The organism is Streptomyces musisoli (genome assembly GCF_016741855.1).
Taxonomy (GTDB): Bacteria; Actinomycetota; Actinomycetes; order Streptomycetales; family Streptomycetaceae; genus Streptomyces; species Streptomyces musisoli.
On the sequence record NZ_JAERRH010000011.1, the window covers coordinates 87,073 to 112,163 of the forward strand.

Sequence of the window (25,091 nt, forward strand, 5' to 3'; positions counted from 1 at the left end):
TTCTCTAGCGGTCCCCGAAGACGGTGCGGTGCCAGTCCTTCTCGGCCACCGCCGTGTTGTCGAACATTACGTGCTTGACCTGCGTGTATTCCTCGAAGGAGTACGCCGACATGTCCTTGCCGAAGCCCGAGGCCTTGTAGCCGCCGTGCGGCATCTCGCTGATGATCGGGATGTGGTCGTTCACCCAGACGCAGCCCGCCTTGATCTCGCGGGTGGCCCGGTTCGCGCGGTAGACGTTCGCGCTCCACGCGGAGGCGGCGAGGCCGTACGGGGTGTCATTGGCCAGCCGGATGCCCTCATCATCGCTGTCGAACGGCAGTACGACCAGTACCGGACCGAAGATCTCCGACTGGACGATCTCGCTGTCCTGGGCCGCGTCGGCGACCAGGGTGGGCCGGTAGTAGGCACCCTTCCCCAGATCACCCTGCGGGGCCTCGCCGCCGGTCACCACGCGCGCATAGGCACGCGCGCGGTCCACGAAGGCGGCGACCCGGTCGCGCTGGACGTGCGAGATCAGCGGTCCGAGGTCGGTACCGGGCGCGAACGGGTCCCCGAGCCGCACGGTCTCCATCAGCGCGGCCGTCCGCTCCACGAACGCCTCGTACAGCGGACGCTGCACGTACGCGCGCGTGGCGGCCGTGCAGTCCTGCCCGGTGTTGATGAGCGCGCCCGCGACCGCGCCGTGCGCGGCGGCCTCCAGGTCGGCGTCGTCGAAGACCACGAAGGGCGCCTTGCCGCCCAGCTCCAGGTGCAGCCGCTTGACGGTGGCGGTGGCGACCTCGGCGACGCGCTTGCCGACGGCTGTGGACCCGGTGAAGGAGGTCATCACGACGTCCGGGTGCCCGACCAGGTGCTCGCCGGCCTCCTTCCCGGTCCCGGTGACGATGTTGATCACGCCGTCCGGGATGCCCGCGTCCGTGGCGGCCTGGGCGAACAGCAGCGAGGTCAGGGGCGTCAGCTCGGCGGGCTTGAGGACGATCGTGTTGCCGGCGGCGATCGCCGGCAGGATCTTCCAGGCGGCCATCTGGAGCGGGTAGTTCCAGGGCGCGATGGACCCGACGACTCCGATGGGCTCGCGCCGGATGTACGACGTGTGGTCGCCGGAGTACTCACCGGCGGACTGCCCCTGCAGATGCCGGGCGGCACCCGCGAAGAAGGCGGTGTTGTCGATGGTCCCGGGCACGTCGAACTCGCGGGTGAGCTTCAGCGGCTTGCCGCACTGGAGGGACTCGGCGCGGGCGAAGTCCTCGGCGCGCTCGGCGAGCACGGCGGCGAACCGGTGCAGCGCGTCCGAGCGCTCGCCCGGCGTGGCGGCGGCCCAGGCCGGGAACGCCTCGCGCGCGGCGGCGACGGCCGCGTCGACGTCGTCGGTGCCGGCCAGCTCGTAGGTGTACACCTCCTCGCCGGTGGCGGGGTCGACCACGGCGTGGTGGCGGCCCGAGGTGCCCTTCGTCAGCCGCCCCGCGATGAACTGCGCGCCGTCGGCGAAACGGTCCTGCGCGGGAAATCGTTCCGGGGTGGCGGTGCCCGGGTTGTGCATGTCGCTCTCCTCCGCCGTTCGCCCCGTCGCGGGGGTGGGTGGCGTAGCTCCAGCTCGATTTGAGTGCCGATCCTGGCAGAGCAATAGGACTCCAACAAGTGATTCCGTTGTTGCCTTTTGGTTACGCGACGGAATCTGTCGACCAGGTGTCGAGTCAGGATGGAAAAGGACGGACGGACTGTCAGTGGTGCGTGCCACACTCGCGTGCATGGGAAAGATCGACGGGTTGGAAGCCCTGATCAGTAAGGTCCGGGCGGGTGACCGGATCAAGTACCTCTACTTCTGGGGGCACCGTCCGCGGCCCGACGGCCGGGTCGGCGCGAGCTGCCTGAGCCAGTGGTGGCCGTCACCGTTCGCGGTGGACGGTGTGCGGTACGCGACGGCCGAGCACTGGATGATGGCCGGCAAGGCCCGCCTGTTCGGGGACGCGGAGGCGGAGCGCCGGGTGCTGGCCGCGGAGCATCCCGCCGAGGCGAAGAAGGCGGGGCGGCTGGTCCGGGACTTCGACCAGGAGACGTGGGAGCGGGAACGCTTCCGGATCGTGGTGGAGGGCAGCGTGCACAAGTTCGCGGCCCATGCCGATCTCGGGCGCTTCCTGCTGAACACCGGGGACCGCGTGCTGGTGGAGGCGAGCCCCGTGGACCGGATATGGGGCATCGGCCTGTCCGCGGACGACGCGGCGGCCGCGGAGCCGGAGCGCTGGCAGGGCCTGAACCTGCTGGGCTTCGCACTGATGGAGGCGCGGGAACGGCTGGCGGGCACAGGCGCGTAGCCCTGCGGGGCTTCCGCCGGGGAGGTGGGGGCTCGGGGTTACGGGCGCTCGGGGTTACGGGCGCTCGGGGTTACGGGCGCTCGGGGTTACGGGCGCTCGGGGTTACGGGGGTCGAGAGCCCGGGACCCGGAGGCTACGGGGCCACGAAGTTGCGGGGCCACGAAGTTCGGGGCTCGGAGTCGCGGGACCACGGAGCTACGGGGCTCGGAGCCGCGGGCCCCGATACTGCGGCGCTTCGACGTGTGGGGGCTCAAAGCCGCGGGCTCGGATTTGCGGGGCTCCGGGTTGCATGGCCGGGGAGTTCCGGACCCCGACATTGCGGCGCTTCGACGTGCGGGGGCTCAAAGCTGCGGGCTCGGATTTACGCGGCTCCGGATTGCGTGCGCTGGGAGTTGCGGACCCCGACATTGCGGCGCTTCGACGTGCGGGGGGTCAAAGGTGCGGGCTCGGTCTGCGCGGCTCGAAGCTGCTGGGGCTTCGAGCCGGGCCGTTGACGGCCGGCCCCGCTCCGCGTCAGGTGCGGGTCGCGACGATCACGATGAAGAAGGCCAGCGCCAGGACGATGCCCGCCCCGCCGCAGATGAGGCCGGCCAGGGCCACGCCCGGGTTGTTCGCCTCGCCGCGGCGGGCCTTGGCCCTGCCTACGGCGCCGAAGATCACCGCCAGGATGCCCAGCACGATGGCGATCGGCCACAGCAGGAAGCCGGCCGAGGAAAGGATGCCCAGCACCAGTGCGGCCGTCCCCATGCCGTTGCTGGGGACCGGCTGCATGCCGGGCCAGCCGTAGCCGTAGCCGTGGGCGGCGGGGTAGGGGGCGCCTGGGGCACCGCCGTACGGCGCGTACGACGCGTGCGGCGGGCCCGGGAAGCCGTACGCCGGGGCGCTGCCCGGGTAGCCGTAGGGCACCTGTCCGGGACCGTCGGGGGCGATGGGCGGCGGGGGCACCGGTTCCGCTCCCCCGTGCGGCGCCGTGGGGGACGCCGGCGGGGCGAAGGGGTTCACCGGGGCGGCCGATGCGGACGAGGGGGGTGCGAAGGGATTCGCCGGAGACGTGGGCGCGGGCGCGGGAGGCGCGAAGGGGTCCGGCTGGTGCGCAGAGGCCGGGGGTGCGAAGGGGTTCGGCTGCGACACGGCCGCCGGGGGCGCGAACGGGTTCGGCTGGGGCGCGGAGGCCGGCGGGGCGAACGGGTTCGATTGATGTGCGGACGCCGGGGGCGCGAACGGGTTCGGCTCGGGCGTGAACTGGGTCGGCTGGGGCGCGGAGGCCGGCGGGGCGAACGGGTTCGGCTGCGACACGGCCGCCGGGGGCGCGAAGGGATTCGGCTGGGGCGCGGAGGGATTCGGGGGGTGCGCGGAGGCCGGGGACGCCGTCCCGTCGGCGGGGCTGGCCCAGGGCGCCGGGGCGGCATCGGTGGGCCGGGCCGGAGCCGGGTGCGCCGGCTGGGCGGCCGAGTCCTGCTGGTCGTGGCCGGAACCGGGGGCCGAGGCCGCGCCCCACGGCGATACCTCATCCTGTGCCGGTGCCGCGTCCCGCAACGGAGCCGTGTCCCGCGCCGATGCCTCGTCCTGCGCGGATGGCTCCTCCCGCAACGGAGCCGCAGCCCGTGCCGACGCCCGTGCCGACGCCTCGTCGTGCGCCGATGCCTCGTCGTCCGCCGGTGCCTCGTCCGTGGTCGGCGTCGTCTCCTTGTCCAGGGACACACGGGGTATCGCGGACCCGAGCCCGGCGGCCTGCTCCCCGGACGTGGACTGCGGCACCTCGTCGGACATGGCGGATGAACCCCTCTGCTGGACGTCCCGTCATGCTACGGGCAGGCCGGTGGACCACGGCCCGGGGCCTACGATGATCCCGCGCCACCGATCAGCCGATCACCGCGCCCGGACCACGGACCACCGACCTGGTCCGCGGGCGCCCTTCCGGGGAGGACCCCTTGACCGACACCTCCGTACCCGCCGCCGGGACCGCCGACCGCGATCTGCGCGCCTTCATCGCCGGACTGCCCAAGGCCGAACTGCACGTCCACCATGTCGGCTCCGCCTCCCCCCGCATCGTCTCGGAACTGGCCGCCCGCCACCCCGATTCCAAGGTCCCCACCGATGCCGAGGCCCTGGTCGACTACTTCACCTTCACCGACTTCGCGCACTTCATCGAGGTGTATCTGTCGGTCGTGGACCTCATCCGCACCCCGGAGGACGTCCGGCTGCTCACCTTCGAGGTGGCCCGCGACCTGGCCCGGCAGCAGGTGCGGTACGCCGAGCTGACCATCACCCCCTTCTCCTCCACCCGGCGCGGCATCGAGGAGCGGGCCTTCATGGACGCGATCGAGGACGCCCGGAAGGCCGCCGAGGCCGAGTTCGGAACCGTGCTGCGCTGGTGCTTCGACATCCCCGGCGAGGCCGGTCTGGAGGCGGCCGAGGAGACGACGCGGCTGGCCACCGAGGACCGGATCCGCCCGGAGGGCCTGGTGTCGTTCGGGCTCGGCGGGCCGGAGATCGGCGTGCCCCGGCCGCAGTTCAAGCCGTACTTCGACCGGGCCATAGCCGCCGGGCTGCGCTCCGTGCCGCACGCCGGGGAGACGACCGGCCCGGAGACGGTCTGGGACGCGCTCAACGAGCTGCGCGCCGAGCGGATCGGGCACGGCACCAGCTCGGCGCAGGACCCGAAACTGCTCGCCCACCTCGCCGAGCACCGCATTCCGCTGGAGGTCTGCCCGACCTCCAACATCGCCACCCGCGCGGTGCGCACCCTGGAGGAGCACCCGATAAGGGAGTTCGCGCGGGCCGGCGTCGTGGTGACCATCAACTCCGACGACCCGCCGATGTTCGGCACCGACCTGAACAACGAGTACGCGGTGGCCGCCCGCCTCCTGGAACTCGACGAGCGCGGCCTGGCCGGCCTCGCGAAGAACGCCGTGGAAGCCTCCTTCCTGGACGCGGCGGGCAAGGCGCGGATCGCGCAGGAGATCGACGCCTACACCACCACCTGGCTCGCCCGCTGAGCCACGTGGCCCGCGCGAGCCCCGGACCCTCGCCAACCCCGGGCCCCTGTGACCCCGTGGCCCGTACGGGCTTCGGGACCGCACGTCCCCCAAGCCCGCACGAACCCGGGGACCGCACGACCCCCAAGCCGCACGAACCCCGCGACCGCACGAGCCCCAAGCCCGCACGAGCTCCAAGCCCGCACGAACCCGGGACCGCGCGACCCCCAAGCCGCACGAACCCCGGGACCGTGCGGGCCCGGGGACCGCGTGCCCTGGGCCCGTGCGGTCCGAGGGGGCGGCCACAATGGGGGCCATGCAGACCGTGACCGCCGTGGCCCACCGCGGCGACCCCTACCGCTTCCGCGAGAACACCCTCGACTCGCTGCGTTCCGCGCTCGACCAGGGCGCGGACGCCGTCGAGATCGACGTACGGCTCACCCGCGACGGCGTGCCCGTGCTGCTGCACGACGAGACGCTCCAGCGGCTGTGGGAGGTCGGCCGGCCACTGGGCGCGCTGTCCGCCGAAGAGGTGCGCGGGCTCACGGCCGGTGGCGTGCCGACGCTCGTGGAGGCGCTGGCCGCGACCGGTGACAGCCGGGTGATGGTGGACCTGTGCGGGCGGATCGACCGCAGGACGGTCGAGCGGACCCTGGACGTGGTGCGGCAGAGCGGAGCCGGGGACCGCGTGTACTACAGCGCGGACGCGGAGGCGATGCTCGCTGTCCGCGCCGCCGACCCGGCCGCCGAGATCGCCCTGACCTGGACGAGCCTGGCCCCGCCCCGGCCCGCGCTGCTGGCCGTGATCCGCCCGCGCTGGCTCAACTACCGCTTCTCCCTGGTGAGCCGGGAGCTGGCGGCCCGTGTGCACCGCGACGGACACCTCCTGTCCGTGTGGACGCCGGACACGCGCCGTTCCATGAGCCGTCTGCTGGACCTCGGCGTCGACTCGATCACGACGAACCGGATCGACGTACTGCAGACCCTGCGCTCCCCGGTCTAGCCCCCGGCGCACTCCGGCGGGGACGCGAGGACCCGGGCGCCCGCGAAGTCGTGGCCGCCCAGAACCACCACGACCACGAGCGCCCGGCGACCTTCACAGCGCCGCGCATGTGCCCGGCCACCCTCGCTGCACCGCGCATGCGCCCGGCCACCGCCACCGCACCGCGCATGCGCCCGGCCACCCTCGCAGCACCGCGCATGCGCCCGGCCACCGCCACCGCACCGCGCATGCGCCCGTCGCGCACCGCTCGTCAGAGATGGGCCCGTCGGCAAGGGCCGGTCGGGCTGAGGCCGGTCGGGCCACCCGTAGGGGCTGCCCCGGACAACTTCCCTGATGGGCATGCTGGTTGATCGGGGGCGGACCAGGGTCGCAGGCCCTCCTGGATGAGGATCCGGACGGCGGAGCGCCGCCGCAGGATGATCACGCAACCGCACCCGATCTCCTCCAGGAGCCCATCATGCGCCGTACCAGCCGCTCCACCCTCCTGGCCGCCGGACTCGTCGCCGCACTGGCCGCCGGCCCGCTGGCCGCACCCGCGTTCGCCGCACCCGCACCGGCCGCCCCCACCACCACAGCCAAAGCCCCGGCCACAGCCAAAGCCACGGCCACTGCCACTGCCACTGCCACGGCCGGCCCGGATGCCGAGGCCCTGTCCGCTGCGATCGCCGGGCTCCCCGATCACGACGCCACCGCCGCGCTGATCCGCGTCGGCGGTGACGGCACCTGGCGGGGGACGGCCGGCGTGCGGGACGTCCGTACCGGGGCGCCGGCCCTGGGCGACGCGCGGTTCCGGGCCGGTTCGGTGACGAAGGTGGTCACCGCGGCCATTGTGCTGCAACTGGCCGCGGAGGGCCGGATCGACCTCGACGGCACCGTGCAGCACTACATGCCCGACCTGCTCACCAAGGACTTCGCCCCGATCACCGTGCGGCAGCTGCTGAACTACACCAGCGGCCTGCGCCCGGGCGCGTCCCTCGGTGACACCGTCGAGGAGGGCTACGCGCACCGTTTCGAGACGCTGACACCCCGCCAGGTCGTGGCGGCCTCCGTCGCCCAGGGGCCGGCGTACACGCCGGGGACGCGGCAGACCTACGGCAACATCCACTACACCGTGCTCGGCATGCTCGTCGAGAAGGTGACGGGCGACTCGTACGCACACCAGGCGGCGGTACGGATCTTCCGGCCGCTGGGCATGCGGCACAGCTCGTTCCCGGTCGGCGCGGACCCCCGGATCCACGGACCGCACAACCGTGGCTACGACTGGATCGACGGCAGGCTGGTCGACGTGACCGACTGGAACATGACCGACCGGTTCGCGGCCGGCGACCTGATCTCGACCACCGCCGACCTGGAGCGGCTGCTGGTGGGGCTGTTCCGCGGCCGGGTGGTGCCCGAGCCGCAGCTGCGGGAGATGTTCACCGTGCCCGACGTGCCGGGCGCGTCGTACGGGGCGGGGCTGGAGCGGTTCGAGTTGAACGGCAAGGAGATCTGGGGCAAGACCGGTTCGCGGCCGGGCTACGCCTCGGTCATCGCCGCGACCCGGGACCTGTCCCGGACCCTGGTCTACTCGGTCGACGCCACGGACGCGAAGGGCGACGGTCAGGCCGTCGCCCAGCGGTTCGGCTTTCCCGCGTTCAACCGCTGACGGCCGGCGCCCCGAGCGCCTCCAGCCGCTTGATCTTCTTTCGCACGACGTGGAGAGGGACGACACCGAAGATCCCGAAGGACATGTCGATCAGGCTCCACCAGAAGGGGATCCCGCGGACGGGCCCGCAGACGAGGGCGAGCGGGATGATCCCGGCACAGGCGATCATCCCGAACTCGACGACCCAGATGTTGCGGACCGGATCGCGGTACGGGCCGTAGAACGCGACCGCGATGACGAGGTGGGCGAAGGCCAGCCAGTCGGTGCCGTACAGCACGAAGGGGTAGTCGGCGTCGACTGTGTCCAGCCCCTCCCGCACCCGGGAGATCCACGCCATCAGCCCGGGCAGGTGCTCCGGCACGGACAGCGCGCGCAACGCGCTTTCGGTCCAGTGCAGTTCGTGGACCAGTGGAAAGGCGGTGGCGCCGCTGAGGACCAGGCACACGACGAAGAGGGCCAGCCACACACGGATGCCCTTGAGCAGGGCGGCTCTGTCGCTCATGGCACGAGCGTACGCCTGGAATTGAACATGTTCAAAAGAGGTCCGGGTTGCGGCATCCGCTCATGGAACTGCGCAGCGACCCAAGGGAGTCGGCGCCGAGGGACTACGCGAAGTACGGCAAGCCGGCGCCGGGCGGCTGACGGGGCGTCCGGCGCCGCAGCATGGACCGAGCGGATGCACCGGTCGGCCGACGGGCGGCCCGGTCCCGCCGCCGGGACCGCGTGGAACAGCCCGGCGCGCCGGTTACCCCATGCGGGGGGCTGACCAGCGGTGACCGTTTCGCGCCCGCGCCCATGCCCTAGGGCGGGCGCCGCCGTTGCCACCCCACAGGACCGTCACCGAGCCGGCGTCCCTGCCCTGCGCGGTGTCCTCGTACGGGGCGGAGACCACCAGGTCGGCGCACCTGGCGGTACACGCAGTCGGAGCATCGCACGGGGAGCCCGCGAAGCGCCCCCAGCGGCCCCCGGGAGCCTCTCCCACCCGGCGGTCGTCAGGCGGACAGCGATGGTGAGTGCGGCGGGCACTCGGGCATATGAGCTACCCGGGCGAGACCGACTACAAGGACGGGGTTGCTGCCGAGCGGCCCTCCGTATTCCATCTTTGCCGGCATCACCGCCCGAGCCGGAGCGAGGGCTGCGTGCTCGGCGGACGGTCCCGAGCACCGGCACCTTCTGCATGAGACGGCTCAACTCGTCGCGGCCAACGGACATGAGGCGGCCTCTGGATTGCCCGGTCGCACGCGGTCGTTCGGTGCGGGCGGTCAGAGGCCCGCTATCTTGTTCCACCGCTGGGCGAACTCGCTCCGCTCCGTGGACTTGATGTCCCGGGCGATGGCCAGGCGCTGCCGCATGCCGGAGTCCGGGAAGATCAGGGGGTTGTCGGCGAGGGCCGCGGTCTCCTTGTCCTTGTCGGCGGCCAGGACCTCGCGGGCCGCCGGGACCGGGCAGACGTAGTTCACCCAGGCGGCGAGTTCCGCGGCGACCTCGGGGTCGTAGTAGTAGTCGATCAGTCGCTCGGCGTTGGCCTTGTGCCGGGCCCGGTTGGGGATCATCAGGGATTCCGACCACATCTCGGCGCCCTCCTCGGGGACGACGAAGCGGATGTCGGGGTTGTCCGCCTGGAGTTGGATGACGTCGCCCGAGTACGCCTGGCAGGCGAGGACGTCCCCGCTGACCAGGTCCTTGGTGTAGTCGTTGCCGGTGAAGCGGCGTATCTGGCCCCGGTGGACCTCCCGCTCGACCTGGTCGCAGACCTGGTGGAAGTCGTCCGCGGTCCAGCGGGTGATGTCCACGCCGTTGCCCTGCATGAGCAGCGCGAAGGCCTCGTCCAGGCCCGACAGCAGGGTCACCCGGCCCTTGAGGTCCTTCGCCCAGAGGTCCTTCACGTGCCGGATGTCACGGCCGAGCTTGCGGCGGTTGTAGGCGATGCCGGTGATGCCGGACTGCCACGGCACGGTGAACCGGCGGCCCGGGTCGAAGGCGGGCGAGCGCAGCAGCGGGTCGAGGTACTTCGTCACGTTCGGCTGGTGGGCGCGGTCCATCTCCTGGACCCAGCCCAGCCGGACGTACCGGGCGCACATCCAGTCGCTGATGACGATCAGGTCGCGGCCGGTGGACTGGTGGTTCATCAGCGAGGGGCTGATCTTGCCGAAGAATTCGTCGTTGTCGTTGATCTCCTCCACGTAGTCGACGGAGATCCCGGTGCGCTTCTCGAAGGCCTGCAGCGTGGGCCGCTCGTTGGGGTCGTCGTCGTCCGTGTCGATGTACAGCGGCCAGTTCGCCCAGGTCAGCTTCTTGTCGGCCGCTGACTCGTCGGCGACGGCCCGGTCGCCGGGCTCGACGTAGGCGGCGGGCACCCCGCAGCCGGCCAGGGCGCCGAGCGCGGCGGTGCCGCCGAGGGCGCGCAGCAGGGAACGGCGGGACAACGCGGTCGTACGGGAAGATGTCTGGGCCACCCGGAAAGCATGACCTCCCACCGGGCGGGCGGACAATCGACGCTGCGTCGAGCGGGCCGGTGCCTGCCCGACACCCTGTCGACACGTTGCCGATCACCGGGGGCGGCAACGCGGCGGCCCCGGACGGGGAGGTGTCCCGTCCGGGGCCGCGCGGCCGTCCGGCGACAAGGCGCCGTCCGTCCAGCGATCAGGCGTCGGCCATCAGGCGTCAGGCGTCGACCGTCAGGCGTCAACCGTCAAACATCAGGCGTCGACCGTCAGGCGTCAGACATCAGGCGTCAGCCGTCAACTCATCAGCCGTCAGGCGATCAAGCGCCGGCCGTCAGCCGTCCAGCGACGTCATCACGTGCTTGATGCGCGTGTAGTCCTCGAAGCCGTACGCCGACAGGTCCTTGCCGTAGCCGGACTTCTTGAAGCCGCCGTGCGGCATCTCGGCGACCAGCGGGATGTGGGTGTTGATCCACACGCAGCCGAAGTCGAGCCTCTTGGACATGCGCATGGCGCGGGCGTGGTCCTTGGTCCACACCGAGGAGGCGAGGGCGTACTCGACACCGTTGGCCCACTCGACGGCCTGGTCCTCGTCACCGAAGGACTGGACGGTGATGACCGGGCCGAAGACCTCGTTCTGGACGATCTCGTCGTCCTGCTTCAGGCCGGAGACGACGGTCGGGGCGTAGAAGTAGCCCTTGTCGCCGACCTGCTGGCCGCCCGCCTCGACCTTGGCGTGGGCAGGGAGCCGGTCGATGAAGCCGGCGACCTGCTTGAGCTGGTTCGGGTTGTTCAGCGGGCCGAAGAGGACGTCGTCGTCGTCCGGCTGACCGGTCTTCGTCTCGGACGCCGCCTTCGCCAGCGCGGCGACGAACTCGTCGTGGATGGACTCCTGGACGAGGACGCGGGTGGCCGCCGTGCAGTCCTGGCCGGCGTTGAAGAAACCCGCGACGGAGATGTCCTCGACGGCCTTGGCGATGTCGGTGTCCTCGAAGACGACGACCGGGGCCTTGCCGCCCAGCTCCAGGTGGACGCGCTTGACGTCCTTGGAGGCGGACTCGGCGACCGAGATGCCCGCGCGGACGGAGCCGGTGATGGAGGCCATGGCCGGGGTCGGGTGCTCGACCATCGCGCGGCCGGTGTCACGGTCGCCGCAGATGACGTTGAAGACGCCCTTGGGGAGGATCGAGCCGATGATGTCGGCGATCAGGACGGTGGAGGCGGGGGTGGTGTCCGACGGCTTCAGGACGACCGTGTTGCCCGCGGCGATGGCCGGGGCGAACTTCCACACGGCCATCATCATCGGGTAGTTCCACGGCGCGACCTGCGCGCAGACGCCGACCGGCTCGCGGCGGATGATCGAGGTCATCCCGTCCATGTACTCGCCCGCCGAGCGGCCCTCCAGCAGCCGGGCCGCGCCCGCGAAGAAACGGATCTGGTCGACCATCGGAGGGATCTCCTCGGAGCGGGTCAGCCCGACCGGCTTGCCCGTGTTCTCCACCTCGGCCGCGATCAGTTCCTCGGCGCGCTCCTCGAACGCGTCCGCGATCTTGAGGAGGGCCTTCTGCCGTTCGGACGGGGTGGTGTCGCGCCACGCCGGGAAGGCGCGGGCGGCGGCCTCCATGGCGGCGTCCACGTCCGCCTGTCCGGACAGCGGCGCGGTCGCGTACGCCTCGCCCGTCGCGGGGTTGACCACCTCGGTGGTCCGTCCGTCGGCGGCGTCCCGGAACTCACCGTCGATGTAGTTGCGCAGACGACGCAGCTCGGTGCTCACTGCCGGCCTCCTGATCTGGTTCGAGGGTTCGAGCTGTCCAGCCCGGCCAGCCGGTGCGGCTGTCCAAACGCTGAGACACCCCACCCTAATCGGCGCACCCACGTTTTCAACACCCCCGCCGGCACCACTTCTGCGAAATCCGCACGCTCGGGACTTGGAAACAACGAATTTCATCGATCCGGCCTTGCGAAACTATCGAGACGTCGTGCACAGTGAGGTCGTGGCCAGTCGAAGCGCAGACCAGAGGGACTCGTCCCGCGAGTCCAGGAACGGCGGCAGTCCCCAGCTGGACGCCGTCTCCCTCGCCATCATCCAGCAGCTCCAGGAGGACGGCCGCCGGCCGTACGCCGCGATCGGCAAGGCCGTCGGCCTGTCCGAGGCGGCCGTGCGCCAGCGCGTCCAGAAGCTGCTGGACCAGGGCGTCATGCAGATCGTCGCCGTCACGGACCCGCTCACCGTGGGCTTCCGCCGGCAGGCGATGGTCGGCATCAACGTCGAGGGCGATGTCGAGTCGATCGCGGACGCGCTGACTGACATGTCGGAAGTCGAGTACGTGGTGATGACCGCGGGCTCGTTCGACATCCTCGCCGAGATCGTCTGCGAGGACGACGACCACCTGCTGGGCGTCATCAACAAACGCATCCGGGCCCTGCCCGGAGTGCGCTCCACCGAAAGCTTCGTCTACCTGAAGCTGAAGAAGCAGACCTACATGTGGGGAACCCGATAACCGTGAGTTCAAAGGACCTCAGCAAGACCGCGTACGACCACCTGTGGATGCACTTCACCCGCATGTCCTCGTACGAGAACTCCCCCGTCCCGACCATCGTCCGGGGTGAGGGCACCTACATCTACGACGACAAGGGCAAGCGCTACCTCGACGGTCTCGCGGGTCTGTTCGTGGTCCAGGCCGGTCACGGCCGCACGGAGCTCGCCGAGACCGCCTTCAAGCAGGCCCAGGAACTGGCCTTCTTCCCCGTGTGGTCGTACGCCCACCCCAAGGCCGTCGAGCTGGCCGAGCGCCTCGCCGACCACGCCCCGGGCGACCTGAACAAGGTCTTCTTCACCACCGGCGGCGGCGAGGCCGTCGAGACCGCCTGGAAGCTCGCCAAGCAGTACTTCAAGCTCCAGGGCAAGCCGACCAAGTACAAGGTCATCTCCCGCGCGGTCGCCTACCACGGCACCCCGCAGGGCGCCCTGTCCATCACCGGCCTGCCGGGCCTGAAGGCCCCCTTCGAGCCGCTGGTGCCGGGCGCGCACAAGGTGCCGAACACCAACATCTACCGCGCGCCGATCTTCGGCGACGACCCGGTGGCCTTCGGCCGCTGGGCCGCCGACCAGATCGAGCAGCAGATCCTCTTCGAGGGCCCGGACACCGTCGCCGCGGTCTTCCTGGAGCCGGTGCAGAACGCCGGCGGCTGCTTCCCGCCGCCGCCCGGGTACTTCCAGCGGGTCCGCGAGATCTGCGACAAGTACGACGTCCTGCTCGTGTCGGACGAGGTCATCTGCGCCTTCGGCCGCCTCGGCACGATGTTCGCCTGCGACAAGTTCGGCTACGTCCCGGACATGATCACCTGCGCCAAGGGCATGACCTCGGGCTACTCCCCGATCGGCGCCTGCATCGTCTCCGACCGGCTCGCCGAGCCGTTCTACAAGGGCGACAACACCTTCCTGCACGGCTACACCTTCGGCGGCCACCCGGTGTCGGCCGCGGTGGGTCTCGCCAACCTCGACCTGTTCGAGCGGGAGAACCTCAACCAGCACGTGCTGGACAACGAGGGCGCCTTCCTCCAGACCCTCCAGAAGCTGCACGACCTGCCGATCGTCGGCGACGTCCGCGGCAACGGCTTCTTCTACGGCATCGAGCTGGTGAAGGACAAGCACACCAAGGAGTCCTTCAACGAGGAGGAGACCGAGCGCGTCCTGTACGGCTTCCTGTCCAAGGCGCTGTTCGACAACGGCCTGTACTGCCGTGCCGACGACCGCGGCGACCCGGTGATCCAGCTCGCCCCGCCGCTGATCTCCGACCAGGAGACCTTCGACGAGATCGAGCAGATCCTGCGGGCCACCCTCACGGAGGCGTGGACCAAGCTCTGATCATCCGACCGGATGACCGACCCGGCCCCGGCGCCGTCCGTTCGAGTGAGAACGGCGGCCCGGGGCCGTGTGCTGTCCGGGCTCCCGTCCGGTACCTGCCTAGCGTGCCAGTGACCGACCGGCCCAGCCTTCGTTCCCCCGGACGGGGGAACAGGTACGGGAAAACGGATCAGAACCGAGGTGTACGCCCATGGAGGCCCCGCCGGACAACGACGTGCTCTGGGCACGCTCCCTGCACTTCACGCACCGCGACGGCTCCCCCGGTCTCGCCGGGGTCTCGCTCGGCGTACGGGAGGGCGAGATCCTCGCCGTCAGCGGGCCGCGCGGCAGCGGCAAGACGACGTTGCTGCGCTGCCTGTCCGGCCTGGTGCCGGTGCGCCACGGAGAGGTCTGGTTCAACAGTTCCCCCGTGCACACGCTCGGCCCGATGGCCCGCGAGCGGCTGCGCCGGGACCGCTTCGGCTGGATCGACCCCGAGCCGGTCCTCGTCCCCGAGCTGAACGTCTGGGAGAACGCCGCGCTCCCACTGATGCTGCGCGGTGCCGGGCGCCGGCGGGCCAAGGTGGCGGCGCTGGAGTGGCTGGAGCGTCTGGACGTCGGCGACAAGGCCCGCAGCCGCCCGCACCGGTTGCAGCACGCCGAGCGCCAGCGCGTCGCCATCGCCCGCGCCCTGGCCCCCGGGCCCACCGTCCTCTTCGCCGACGAGCCCACGGCCCCCCTGCACCGCGCCGACCGCACCCATGTGCTGCGCACCCTTGCCACGGCCGCCCGCTCGCACGGCATCACGGTCGTCCTCGCCACGCACGACCCCGACACCGCCGCCCTCGCCGACCGTACGGTGGCCCTGCTGGACGGGCGGCGCGTCCACACCGTGCACCTGCCGGACGCCCCCGACGCGGAAGGCCGGGCGGCGTGCTCGCTCTCCGTCTGACCCGCGCCGGCCGGCCCGCCGTCCAGCTGCGCCGTCTGCTGGTGGCCGCGGCCTCGGCGGGCACCGGCTTCCTGCTCCTGGCCTGCCTCGGTCACGCCCTGAACCACCCGGACGCCGCGCGCGCCGCCGCTCTGCGCCTGGCCTGGTGCGCCGCACCGCTCGCCGCCACGGTGTACCTCGCGCTCGCGGTCGCCCGCACCGACCCCGGGACCCGGCCGCGCGCCGGCCTGTCCGCCGTGGGCCTGGGGCCGGCCCGCCTCATGGCCGTCTCCGCCCTGACGACGGCCCTGTCCTGCGCCCTCGGCTCGATGCTGGCACTGATGGTCTTCCTGCACCTGCGCGGTGACCTGACGGGCATGCCGTTCGACGGCGCGGCCGCGGACTTCCTGGCCGCGGACCGCCCCCTCCCGGTCCCGGCGACGCTGACCCTGCTGGCCCTGCTCCCGGCCACGGCGACCGCGACGGTGGCCGTGGCGCTGCGCCCACGGGACCCCCGCCCGGCCCCCCGCGGCAGCCGGGGGTTCGGCCGCTTCGGGGCGTACGGCAACGTGCCGGCGAAGGAGACGTTCGGGGCGTACGGACGCTTCGGCGCCCGGTTCGGCCTCCGTACCACGGGGAGCACGGGCGAGGGCGCGGGGAGCACCAGCGAGGGCGCGGGGAGCACCAGCGAGGGCGCGGGGAGCACCGGCGAGGAAGACCGGCCGGGCCGCCGGCCGGCGGGCGGCCCGGGGACCACGGCCGACGATCCGCACGCCGCAGGCAGCCGGGCCACCGGAACATCCGACGATGCACACCCCGCAGGCGGCCGGGCCACCGGAACGGCCGACGATCCGCGTCTCACGGGCGGTCGCGCCTCCGGGACGGCGCGGGCGGGCATGGGCAGCGACCGGACGACGCCGGGTGGGACGAGGGGCCCGGAGCCGGCCGCCCCGGGCGCCGCCCCGGCCGAAGCCGGCTCCGACGACGCCCCCGCCGGCCTCCCCTGGGGCGTGGCCCTCGTCACCGCCGGCCTGGCCGTGCAGTCCTACGCCGGCCGCTCCACCCCGGCCCCCGCCCCCGCCGTGCTCCTCGGCTGGCTCCTCACCGGTACCGGCCTCGTCCTGGCCGCCCCGGGCCTCACCCGTCTCTGCGGCCTGCTCCTCCAGTCCACCCGCCCGGGTGCGCTCCGCCTGCTCGCCGGCCGGGTCCTCATGACGGAGGCCGTCCGGATCGGCCGCCCTCTCGGCGTGGTCTGCGCGGTCGCGTCCGCCGGCTACGCCACGACCGTCCTGCACGACGGCCCGGACCGCGCCATCGGCCCGCTGTCCGCCCTCGGCGTGCTCGTCGTCGCCGGGTCCACGGTCGCCACCCTCCTCACCGCGGCCGTGGAGGCCCGCCAGTGCCGCGCCGACACCACCGCCGCGCTGCTCCGCCTCGGCGCGCCGGCCGCCATGCTGCGCGGGGCCGCCGCCCTCCGCGCGGCCGCCCTGCTGAGCCTGTTCGGTCCGCTCACCCTGGTGATCGCCGCGCTGTCGGCACTGCCCCTGGCCCGCTGACCGCCCGCGGCACGGCCCCGGCCGGAGAAAGCCGGGAAAAAAGATCTCCGGCCGGCGATGAGTTCGCAGCGGACCGCAGGTCTACCCCTCGAACGAACGCGACGAACCGCGCACGACCCCGACGGGAGAGGCCCGCATGTACCAGCAGATGATCTTCGTGAACCTGCCCGTGAACGACCTCGACGCCTCGAAGAGGTTCTTCACGGAACTCGGCTACACGATCAACCCGCAGTTCTCCGACGAGAACGCGGCGTCCGTCGTGATCAGCGACAACATCGTCGCGATGCTGCTGACCAAGCCGTTCTACTCGACCTTCACCAAGAAGGAGATCGCCGACGCGACGACCACCAGCGAGGTGCTGATCTGTCTGAGCGCCGAGAGCCGGGAGAAGGTGGACGAGCTGGTGGAGAAGGCGATCGCGGCCGGCGGCACGGCGAGCGGCCCGGACCAGGACCACGGCTTCATGTACGGCCGCGCCTTCGACGACCTCGACGGCCACACCTGGGAGGTCATGTGGATGGACCCGGCGGCCGTCCAGGGCTGACCCCCACGGCCCGAACATCCGTGCCAGCATGGGCGGGTGCATCCGACACCCGCCCAGCCGCCCCGTGCCGCCCACGACCGCGAGATAGAGTCCCTCGCCGAGTTCGACCAGGTGGTCGCAGAGCACGGCTCGCTCGCCCAGTTCCGTGTCCAGGCCGTCGACTTGACCGGCCGCACCGCCGCCCTGCTCCGTCTCGACACCACCGGTGCCGTGTTCCTCGGCTGCCCGATGGACGCCGGGGCCGCCGCTCATGTCCGGTCGGCCGGAGCCCTGGTGTTCCCGCCGGTCCCGGGACTGCCCTTCGACCCGTACCGGGGATTCGTCTACACGCCCGACGAGTTGTTCGAGTCGCTGGACGAGGGGTACGAGGCGACGCCGGACGCGCGGGCCTACGCCTGGTTCGAGCGGACCAAGGCCGACGGTGACATCTTCGGTTCGATGCTCCGCGCCGTCCACGACGACTCCGTCTCCGACGCACTGGACGAACTCCTCGTCGGCGCCCGCGTGGTGGGGGTCATGGGCGGCCACGCGATGGCCCGCGGCACCGACGCCTACGCCGGTGCCGCACGGCTCGGCCGGGAGCTGACCCGCGCCGGGTTCACGGTGGCCACCGGCGGTGGGCCGGGCGCGATGGAGGCGGCCAACCTCGGCGCCTACGCCGCCCCGTTCGCCGACGGCATGCTCGACGACGCGCTCCGGCTGCTCGCCAAGGCCCCCTCGTTCCGGCCGTCCGTCACGGACTGGGCGCGGGCCGCCTTCGAGGTGCGTGAACGCTGGCCGGACGGCGGTGTGTCGGTGGGCATCCCCACCTGGTTCTACGGCCACGAGCCGCCGAACGCCTTCGCCGGGCACATCGCCAAGTACTTCGCCAACGCCACCCGCGAGGACGGCCTGCTGGCCCGCTCCACCGCCGGGGTGGTGTTCCTGCCGGGCGCCGCCGGGACCGTGCAGGAGATCTTCGACAACGCGACACCCAACTACTACGGGTCGCGCGGCGAGCCGACCCCGATGGTGCTCGTGGACGGCGGGCACTGGACGAAGGAACTGCCGGCCTGGCCGTTGCTCCGGTCGCTGGCGCGGGGACGGGAGATGGAGTCCCGTATCGCCCTCGTTGACCGGATCGAGCAGGCGCCGGAGGCGATCAAACGTCTGGGCGGTTAATAAGCGGGCAAAGTCAACGGTTGTTGACGGCATATGCGTTGACACTACTTATGGAGCGCTTATAAACCTGTGAGCCTCCCGGGGGCGCAGGGGCCTCACCTCATCGTCGCCCCAACGCCCCCACAACCCCCCGCAATTGCACTCTGTAAAGGACAAACGTTGTCCATGACTCGCCGTAGCGTACGCCGTTCCGTGCACCTCCTGGGTGTCGCCTCCGGGTCGACGGCGCTGGTGCTGGGCCTGGCCGGTTCCGCCCTGGCCTGCAACATCAAGGACTTCTCCGCCGAAGCCAAGTGCGAAGGCGACAAGGGCGTCATCGTCGTCACCGACACGGACGCCTCCGCCAAGGACGCCACCATCACCGTCTTCCTCAAGGGTGTCGGCGGCATCGAGACGAAGGTCGGCGAGAAGCCGGTCACGGGCTCGAAGGAGGGCGCCCGGATCACCTTCGCGGAGGACTGGAAGCCGAGCGCCACCTACCGGGTGCACGTCAAGGCCGACAAGGCCGTCGACGAGGACATCCGGCCCGACCTGGTGACCCCGTCCACCGCCTGCAAGACGGAGAGCAAGCCCCCCACGCCGACGGCGAGCACGACGACGCCGTCGCCGTCCCCGTCCAAGTCCGAATCCGCCCCCGCCGAGCCGGCGACCCCGGCCCCGTCGGCCTCGGAGTCCAGCTCCGCCCCCGCGGCCCCCTCGAACAACGCGCCGTCCCCGGCGGTCGGTGACTCGAACCTCGCCGAGACCGGCGCGAGCAGCAACACCGGTCTGATCGCGGGCGTCGCGGCGGCTCTGGTCGTCGTCGGCGGTGGCGCGGTCTGGCTCGGCATGCGCCGCCGTGGCGCGAGCCGCAACGGCTGACGCCGGGCACCGTGCAGCGCCCGGAACGAGGGCGCGTGTACACCACTTGACGTCCGATCCGGACAGTGCGCCGCGGCCCGTCCCCCTATCCCCAGGGGACGGGCCGCGGTCGTACCCGGGCCGGCACGCATCGGCCCGACTGCCCGCCGGCCGTGACGTGCGGATATCAGTCCAGCACGACGATCTCGGCCGCGTCGAACTCCACGCCGACCGAGGTGCCGGGCTCCGGCGCGTCCCGCAGCGTGCAGGCCGCCTCCAGGCGCGGGCCGTCCTGCGGCTTGAGGCGGACGGCTACATGGGTGCCCCGGAAGGTGCGGGCGGTCACCGTGCAGGGCAGGCCCTGGTCGGCCGGCACGAGACGGACCCCGGCGGGGCGGACGAGGACCGTGCGGCCGCCCTGTGCGGAGCCGTCGGGCACGGGCAGCTTGCCCCACGGGCTGTCGGCGACCGTCCCGGCGACGGTGGCCGGGACCACGTTCTCGAAGCCGAGGAAGCGGGCCACGAACCCGTCGGCGGGCCGCTGCCACACCTCGACCGGCGTCCCGGACTGCGCGATCCGCCCGTCCCGCATCACCACCACCCGGTCGGCCAGCGCGAACGCCTCGCCCTGGTCGTGGGTCACGGCGAGCACGGTCGTGCCCAACCGGCCGAACAGCTCCCGCAGTTCGACCACCAGCCGTTCGCGCAGCGAGCGGTCGAGCTGGCCGAGGGGCTCGTCCAGCATGAGCAGCCGGGGCCGGGGCGCGAGCGCCCGGGCGAGGGCCACGCGCTGCTGCTCGCCGCCGGACAGGGAGGCCACGGCCCGCCGGGCGGCCCCCGGCAGCCCGACCAGCTCCAGCAACTGGCCCACCTCGCAGCCCCGTTCGCCCTTGGTCACGCCGTGCATGCGCAGCCCGAACGCCACGTTCGCGCCGACGTCCCGCTGTGGGAAGAGCTGGTGGTCCTGGAACATCAGACCCACGCCCCGCTTGTGAGCGGGCACGCCCGACTGGTCCCGGCCGTCGAGCAGCACCCGTCCAAAGTCCAGTCGCTGCAGGCCGGCGACGGCCCGCAGCAGCGTCGACTTCCCGCTGCCGCTGGGCCCGAGCACACACACCACCTCGTGCTCGGCGACCTCCAGGCCGACCGCGTCGAGCACGGGCCGCCCACCGAAGCGCACGGTCGCGGCGTCCAGGGCCAGCAGCATCAGAACTCCCCCGTACGGTCGGTGCGCAGCCGCTCCAGGATCAGCAGCGCGGCGGCGCACACCACCATCAGAATGGTCGAAAGGGCCATCGCCTGGCCGTAGTTGAGGTCCCCGGGACGGCTCAGCAGCCGGGCCACGGCGACCGGGAGCGTGGGGTTGTCGGGCCGGGCGATGAACACGGTCGCCCCGAACTCGCCGAGCGACACCGCGAACGCGAACCCGGCCGCGACCAGCAGCGCCCGCCGCACCAGCGGCAGATCCACCTCCCGCCACACCCGCCAGGGCGAGGCCCCGAGCACCGCCGCCGCCTCCCTGAGCCGGGCGTCCACCGCCCGCAGCACGGGCAGCATGGTCCGTACGACGAAGGGGGCGCCGACCAGCGACTGGGCGAGCGGCACCAGGATCCAGGACTGGCGCAGGTCCAGCGGCGGCTCGTCGAGTGCGATCAGGAAGCCGAAGCCGACGGTCACGGCGGAGACCCCGAGCGGCAGCATCAGCAGCGCGTCGAAGCCCCGCACCAGCCGGCCGGCGTCCCGGCGGGCCAGCGCCGCCGCGGCGAGCCCGCCGATCACGACGGCGATGGCGGTGGCGGCGACGGCGTACTGGAGTGAGGTCCACACCGCGTGCACGGGCGCGACCAGGAACGTACCGCCGTCGGAGCGGGTCAGCGCGCGGTAGTAGCCGAGGCCGGGTGCGTCCAGCGAGCGGCGGACGAGCACGGCCAGCGGCAGCACCAGGAGCAGGGCGATGGTCAGGACGACCCCGGCCAGCAGCGCCCACTGCCCGGCCCCGCGCGGCCGGCGGGCGGTCACCGCGGCGTCGACCAGGCGCAGGGCGGTCTCCCGCCGCCGTACCGTCCAGGCGTGCACGGCGAGGATCGCGCCGACCGCGGCGAACTGGACGAGGGTGAGGACGGCGGCCGTGGACAGGTCGAAGACCTCGGAGGTCTGCCGGTAGATCTCGACCTCGAGGGTGGAGAAGGTGGGACCGCCGAGGATCTGCACCACACCGAACGAGGTGAAGGTGAACAGGAACACCATCAGGGCGGCGGCGGCCACGGCCGGAGCGAGCGCGGGCAGGGTGACCTTGCGCCAAGCCGTCAGCGGGGAGGTGCCCAGCATGCGTGCGGCCTCCTCCTGCCGGGGATCGAGCTGGGCCCACAGCCCGCCGACGGTGCGGACGACGACCGCGAAGTTGAAGAAGACGTGCGCCAGCAGGATCGCCCACACCGTGGTGTCCAGCCGTACGCCCCACAACTGGTCCAGCAGCCCACGCCGTCCGACCACCGCCAGGAAGGCGCTGCCGGCGACGACGGTCGGCAGCACGAACGGAACCGTGACGACGGCCCGCAGCACCTGCTTGCCCGGGAAGTCGAGGCGGGCGAAGACGTAGGCGGCGGGCAGCGCGAGCAGCAGGGTGAGGGCGGTGGAGGCGAGCGCCTGCCAGGTGGTGAACCACAGCACGTGCCGGATGTCCGGCTGCGCGACGACGTCCGCGATCCGCCCGAACCGCCAGGCGCCGTCCACCTTCAGCCCGCGCGCCACGATCGCGGCCACCGGCCAGGCGAAGAACAGCGCGAAGAACGCGACGGGCAGGGCCATGAGCCCGAGCCGCGCCGCGCTCCCGCGCGTACCCCCCTTGCGGGCGGCTACTTCAGTACGAGCGAGGTCCACGACTTGACCCACTGGTCACGGTTGGCGGCGATCTTCTCGGGGGCCATGGTCTCGGGGTTCTCGGCGGCCGGACCGTACTCGGTGAACTCGGCGGGCACCTCGGCGCCCTGCACCACCGGGTAGACGTACATGTTCACCGGCATGTCCTCCTGGAACTCCTTGGAGATCAGGAAGTCGAGGAACGCCTTGGCACCCTCGGGGTTCTTCGCGTTGCCGAGCAGCCCGGCGAACTCGATCTGCCGGAAGCAGGTGGCGGTGGCGACGCCGGTCGGGGCGGTGCTGGGCCTCTTCTTGGCGTAGAGCACCTCGGCGGGCGGCGAGGAGGCGTACGACACGACGAGCGGGCGGTCACCGCCGGCCTCCTTGCCGCCGGTGGAGCCGGAGAACTCCTGGGTGTAGGCCTGCTCCCAGCCGTCGACCACCTTGACGCCGTTGGCCTTGAGCTTCTTCCAGTAGTCCTGCCACCCGTCGTCACCGTATGCGGCGGCGCTGCCGAGCAGGAAGCCGAGGCCCGGCGAGGAGGTGGCGGCGTTCTCGGTGACCAGGAGGTTCTTGTACGCGGGCTTGACGAGGTCCGCGAAGGTCCGCGGCGGGGTCAGCTTGTGCTCGCTGAACCAGGCCTTGTCGTAGTTGACGCAGATGTCGCCGTGGTCGACGGGCGTGGCCCGGTGCTTGTCCTTGTCGAGCTGGTACGAGGCGCCGACCTTGTCGAGGCCCTTGGCCGTGTACGGCTGGAACAGCCCGTTGTCGAGGGCGCGGGAGAGCAGGCTGTTGTCGACGCCGAAGAAGACGTCGCCCTGCGGGTTGCCCTTGGTGAGGATGGCCTTGTTGACGGCCTGGCCGGCGTCGCCGTCCTTGAGGACCCTGAGCTTGTAGCCGGACCGCTTCTCGAAGTCGCGCTGCACCTTCTTGGAGATGGCCCACGAGTTGTGGCTGACCAGGGTCACGGTCTTGGAGTCCGCGGACGACTTGCCGTCGCCGGAACCGCACGCGGACAGGCTGATCAGGCCGAGCCCGACCGCCACGGCCACGAAGGTCTTGTTCTGCACTGGATGTCCTCCTGGGGTTGGCCAGGAAGAGACGCGGCCCTGCCCGGGCTCCGCGAGGAAGACCCGGGCAGGGCGCAACAGCTTGAGTGATGACCGAACTTCCTACCCGGAATGACCTGGGCGAGGTTCAGAGGGTCTGCGGCCCTGTCCGCCGCACTCTCAGCGCTGTGGCGCTCCCCTGTCGGAATATGAAGATGTGTGGACCCGGCAAGATTACCGCTCGGTGGCCGCGAGCAGATTACCGCTCGGTGGCCGCGAGCTGGCCACAGGCTCCGTCGATCTCCTGACCACGGGTGTCCCGGATGGTGACGGGCACACCATGGGCCGCGATGGCCTCCACGAACGCCTTCTCGTCCTCGGGCCGCGAGGCGGTCCACTTCGAGCCCGGCGTCGGGTTCAGCGGGATGAGATTGACGTGCACGGGCTTGCCCTTGAGCAGCCGGCCGAGCCGGTCACCGCGCCACGCCTGGTCGTTGATGTCGCGGATGAGGGCGTACTCGATCGACAGCCGCCGCCCGCTCTTCTCGACGTACTCGAACCCGGCGTCCAGCACCTCGCGCACCTTCCACCGCGTGTTCACGGGGACGAGGGTGTCGCGCAGCTCGTCGTCGGGGGCGTGCAGGGAGATCGCGAGCCGGCACTTGAAGCCCTCGTCGGCGAACCGGTGGATGGCCGGCACGAGCCCGACGGTGGAGACGGTGATCCCGCGCTGGGACAGGCCGAGCCCGTCCGGCGCCGGGTCGGTCAGCGCGCGGATGGCACCGACGACCCGCTTGTAGTTGGCGAGCGGCTCGCCCATCCCCATGAAGACGATGTTGGACAGCCGCGCCGGACCACCCGGCACCTCTCCGTCCCGCAGGGCCCGCATGCCGTCCACGATCTGGTGGACGATCTCGGCGGTGGACAGATTCCGGTCCAGACCCGCCTGTCCGGTGGCGCAGAACGGGCAGTTCATCCCGCATCCGGCCTGCGAGCTGATGCACATGGTCACGCGGTCCGGGTACCGCATGAGGACGGACTCGACGAGGGTCCCGTCGAACAGCCGCCACAGCGTCTTGCGGGTGGTTCCCTCGTCGGTGGACAGATGCCGCACGACGGTCATCAGCTCCGGGAACAGCGCTTCCTGGAGCTTGGCGCGCGAACCGGCGGGGATGTCGGTCCACAGCTCCGGGTCGTGCGCGTACCGCGCGAAGTAGTGCTGCGAGAGCTGCTTGGCACGGAACGGCTTCTCACCGATCTCGGCCACCGCGTCCTTGCGCTCGGCGGGCGAGAGGTCGGCGAGATGCCGCGGCGGCTTCTTGGCTCCGCGCGGCGCGACAAAAGTGAGTTCTCCGGGCTTAGGCATGGCGCTACCAGTGTCGCAGATCCACTGGGGTGACCTGCGGGGGTCGCCGGCTACGACTGTCGTTGGCAGGCGTCACAGGTGTCGTTGGCAGGCGCCACCGGTCGGTGCCGAGCGCTCTCGGACGGCCCGGGGACCGCCCAGGGGCGCTCACTCGTCGTCCGTCAGCCACTCGTCGAGCCGGACCCTGACCTGGTGGTTGTCAGCGTGCCAGAAGACCACACCGCTGACGTGGGCTCCGAGGGGCGGGAGGTCCATCCCCTGCGGCATGGCCGTGATCTCCGCCAGGGCTATGGCGTCCGGCACACCATCCATACGTATGAAGACCCCGAAGGGCTGCCGACCGACGACCTCACCGGTGATCCGGCTCCCGACAGGCAGCGCCGCGACGACTGCCGTCCAGCTCTTCAGGACCACGTCCACGACCGGCACCTCACGCCCCGTGGGCCAGGCGTACTCATCCATCGCCAGATCATGACGCAGCGAAGCACCTGGAAGGCGCCGGGTGTGCTCACTGGCGCATATCCCTTGGCCTAGGGTTCCCCGGCCGCCAAGGTCG

Annotated in this window: 20 protein-coding genes and 1 pseudogene; 11 read left to right on the forward strand and 10 right to left on the reverse strand. The window is 71.8% G+C overall.

The genetic code is table 11. From position 1 onward, the window contains the following. Positions 1 to 4: 4 nt before the first annotated feature. Complete coding sequence (locus JK361_RS26515) at positions 5 to 1,540, reverse strand: gamma-aminobutyraldehyde dehydrogenase (protein WP_201822449.1); 1,536 nt, start codon at positions 1,538 to 1,540, stop codon at positions 5 to 7. A gap of 208 nt (positions 1,541 to 1,748) precedes the next feature. Between JK361_RS26515 and ybiA the strand changes: the two genes are divergently transcribed. After that, complete coding sequence (gene ybiA / locus JK361_RS26520; RefSeq protein ID WP_201822450.1) at positions 1,749 to 2,312, forward strand: riboflavin biosynthesis intermediates N-glycosidase; 564 nt, start codon at positions 1,749 to 1,751, stop codon at positions 2,310 to 2,312. Positions 2,313 to 2,825: 513 nt separating this feature from the next. On the opposite strand, the gene JK361_RS42150 is transcribed toward ybiA, so the two are convergent. Further along, positions 2,826 to 4,082, reverse strand: a complete 1,257-nt coding sequence (locus JK361_RS42150; RefSeq protein ID WP_268983168.1) for a DUF4190 domain-containing protein — start codon at positions 4,080 to 4,082, stop codon at positions 2,826 to 2,828. An 18-nt stretch (positions 4,083 to 4,100) separates the two neighbouring features. Between JK361_RS42150 and JK361_RS26530 the strand changes: the two are divergent. From JK361_RS26530 to JK361_RS26540, 3 genes and pseudogenes are all read left to right on the forward strand, one after another. Continuing rightward, a pseudogene (locus JK361_RS26530) lies at positions 4,101 to 5,311 on the forward strand (adenosine deaminase). A gap of 295 nt (positions 5,312 to 5,606) precedes the next feature. Next, positions 5,607 to 6,293, forward strand: a complete 687-nt coding sequence (locus JK361_RS26535; RefSeq protein ID WP_201822454.1) for a glycerophosphodiester phosphodiesterase — start codon at positions 5,607 to 5,609, stop codon at positions 6,291 to 6,293. A 457-nt stretch (positions 6,294 to 6,750) separates the two neighbouring features. Beyond that, positions 6,751 to 7,938 carry a serine hydrolase domain-containing protein gene (locus tag JK361_RS26540; RefSeq protein WP_201822456.1) on the forward strand — a complete coding sequence of 396 codons (1,188 nt, stop codon included), beginning with the start codon at positions 6,751 to 6,753 and terminating at the stop codon, positions 7,936 to 7,938. Here JK361_RS26540 and JK361_RS26545 read toward each other — a convergent pair. From JK361_RS26545 to JK361_RS26555, 3 genes are all read right to left on the reverse strand, one after another. After that, the gene (locus tag JK361_RS26545; RefSeq protein ID WP_201822458.1) at positions 7,928 to 8,440 is read right to left on the reverse strand and encodes a hypothetical protein; all 513 of its coding nucleotides are present in this window, start codon (positions 8,438 to 8,440) and stop codon (positions 7,928 to 7,930) included. The two genes, JK361_RS26540 and JK361_RS26545, sit on opposite strands and share 11 nt — an antisense overlap. A 760-nt stretch (positions 8,441 to 9,200) precedes the next feature. Beyond that, complete coding sequence (locus tag JK361_RS26550) at positions 9,201 to 10,394, reverse strand: ABC transporter substrate-binding protein (protein WP_201822459.1); 1,194 nt, start codon at positions 10,392 to 10,394, stop codon at positions 9,201 to 9,203. Positions 10,395 to 10,716: 322 nt separating this feature from the next. Then, positions 10,717 to 12,156 carry a gamma-aminobutyraldehyde dehydrogenase gene (locus JK361_RS26555; RefSeq protein ID WP_201822460.1) on the reverse strand — a complete coding sequence of 480 codons (1,440 nt, stop codon included), beginning with the start codon at positions 12,154 to 12,156 and terminating at the stop codon, positions 10,717 to 10,719. Positions 12,157 to 12,361: 205 nt separating this feature from the next. On the opposite strand from JK361_RS26555, the gene JK361_RS26560 reads away from it, so the two are divergent. The 7 genes from JK361_RS26560 (at position 12,362) to JK361_RS26590 (ending at position 19,282) form a co-directional block, all read left to right on the forward strand. After that, complete coding sequence (locus JK361_RS26560; RefSeq protein ID WP_184970315.1) at positions 12,362 to 12,883, forward strand: Lrp/AsnC family transcriptional regulator; 522 nt, start codon at positions 12,362 to 12,364, stop codon at positions 12,881 to 12,883. Further along, positions 12,868 to 14,250: an aspartate aminotransferase family protein gene (locus JK361_RS26565; RefSeq protein ID WP_307787326.1), complete on the forward strand. Its 1,383-nt coding sequence runs from the start codon at positions 12,868 to 12,870 to the stop codon at positions 14,248 to 14,250. The genes JK361_RS26560 and JK361_RS26565 overlap by 16 nt, the downstream gene beginning before the upstream one ends. A 190-nt stretch (positions 14,251 to 14,440) precedes the next feature. Beyond that, positions 14,441 to 15,181 carry an ABC transporter ATP-binding protein gene (locus JK361_RS26570; RefSeq protein ID WP_201822462.1) on the forward strand — a complete coding sequence of 247 codons (741 nt, stop codon included), beginning with the start codon at positions 14,441 to 14,443 and terminating at the stop codon, positions 15,179 to 15,181. Continuing rightward, positions 15,163 to 16,716: a hypothetical protein gene (locus tag JK361_RS26575; RefSeq protein ID WP_201822463.1), complete on the forward strand. Its 1,554-nt coding sequence runs from the start codon at positions 15,163 to 15,165 to the stop codon at positions 16,714 to 16,716. Before JK361_RS26570 ends, JK361_RS26575 begins: the two co-directional genes overlap by 19 nt. A 136-nt stretch (positions 16,717 to 16,852) precedes the next feature. After that, complete coding sequence (locus JK361_RS26580) at positions 16,853 to 17,260, forward strand: VOC family protein (protein WP_201822464.1); 408 nt, start codon at positions 16,853 to 16,855, stop codon at positions 17,258 to 17,260. Between the two features lie 36 nt (positions 17,261 to 17,296). After that, positions 17,297 to 18,421, forward strand: coding sequence for an LOG family protein (locus JK361_RS26585; RefSeq protein WP_201822466.1), 1,125 nt, complete (start codon positions 17,297 to 17,299; stop codon positions 18,419 to 18,421). Between the two features lie 165 nt (positions 18,422 to 18,586). Then, positions 18,587 to 19,282 carry an LAETG motif-containing sortase-dependent surface protein gene (locus JK361_RS26590; protein WP_201822468.1) on the forward strand — a complete coding sequence of 232 codons (696 nt, stop codon included), beginning with the start codon at positions 18,587 to 18,589 and terminating at the stop codon, positions 19,280 to 19,282. Between the two features lie 166 nt (positions 19,283 to 19,448). Here JK361_RS26590 and JK361_RS26595 read toward each other — a convergent pair whose 3' ends face one another. The 5 genes from JK361_RS26595 to JK361_RS26615 all read right to left on the reverse strand — a co-directional run bounded on the left by JK361_RS26595 (position 19,449) and on the right by JK361_RS26615 (position 24,997). Then, positions 19,449 to 20,468 carry an ABC transporter ATP-binding protein gene (locus JK361_RS26595; protein ID WP_201822471.1) on the reverse strand — a complete coding sequence of 340 codons (1,020 nt, stop codon included), beginning with the start codon at positions 20,466 to 20,468 and terminating at the stop codon, positions 19,449 to 19,451. Further along, positions 20,468 to 22,069 (reverse strand): ABC transporter permease, encoded by a 1,602-nt coding sequence (locus tag JK361_RS26600; RefSeq protein ID WP_201822473.1) that lies wholly within the window; start codon positions 22,067 to 22,069, stop codon positions 20,468 to 20,470. The genes JK361_RS26595 and JK361_RS26600 overlap by 1 nt, the downstream gene beginning before the upstream one ends. A 47-nt stretch (positions 22,070 to 22,116) precedes the next feature. Next, positions 22,117 to 23,190, reverse strand: a complete 1,074-nt coding sequence (locus tag JK361_RS26605; protein WP_201822475.1) for a thiamine ABC transporter substrate-binding protein — start codon at positions 23,188 to 23,190, stop codon at positions 22,117 to 22,119. Positions 23,191 to 23,428: 238 nt separating this feature from the next. Beyond that, positions 23,429 to 24,535 (reverse strand): dual-specificity RNA methyltransferase RlmN, encoded by a 1,107-nt coding sequence (gene rlmN / locus JK361_RS26610; RefSeq protein WP_201822477.1) that lies wholly within the window; start codon positions 24,533 to 24,535, stop codon positions 23,429 to 23,431. A gap of 147 nt (positions 24,536 to 24,682) precedes the next feature. Next, on the reverse strand, positions 24,683 to 24,997 hold the full coding sequence (locus tag JK361_RS26615) for a hypothetical protein (RefSeq protein WP_201822478.1): 315 nt from the start codon (positions 24,995 to 24,997) through the stop codon (positions 24,683 to 24,685). Between the last annotated feature and the right edge of the window lie 94 nt (positions 24,998 to 25,091).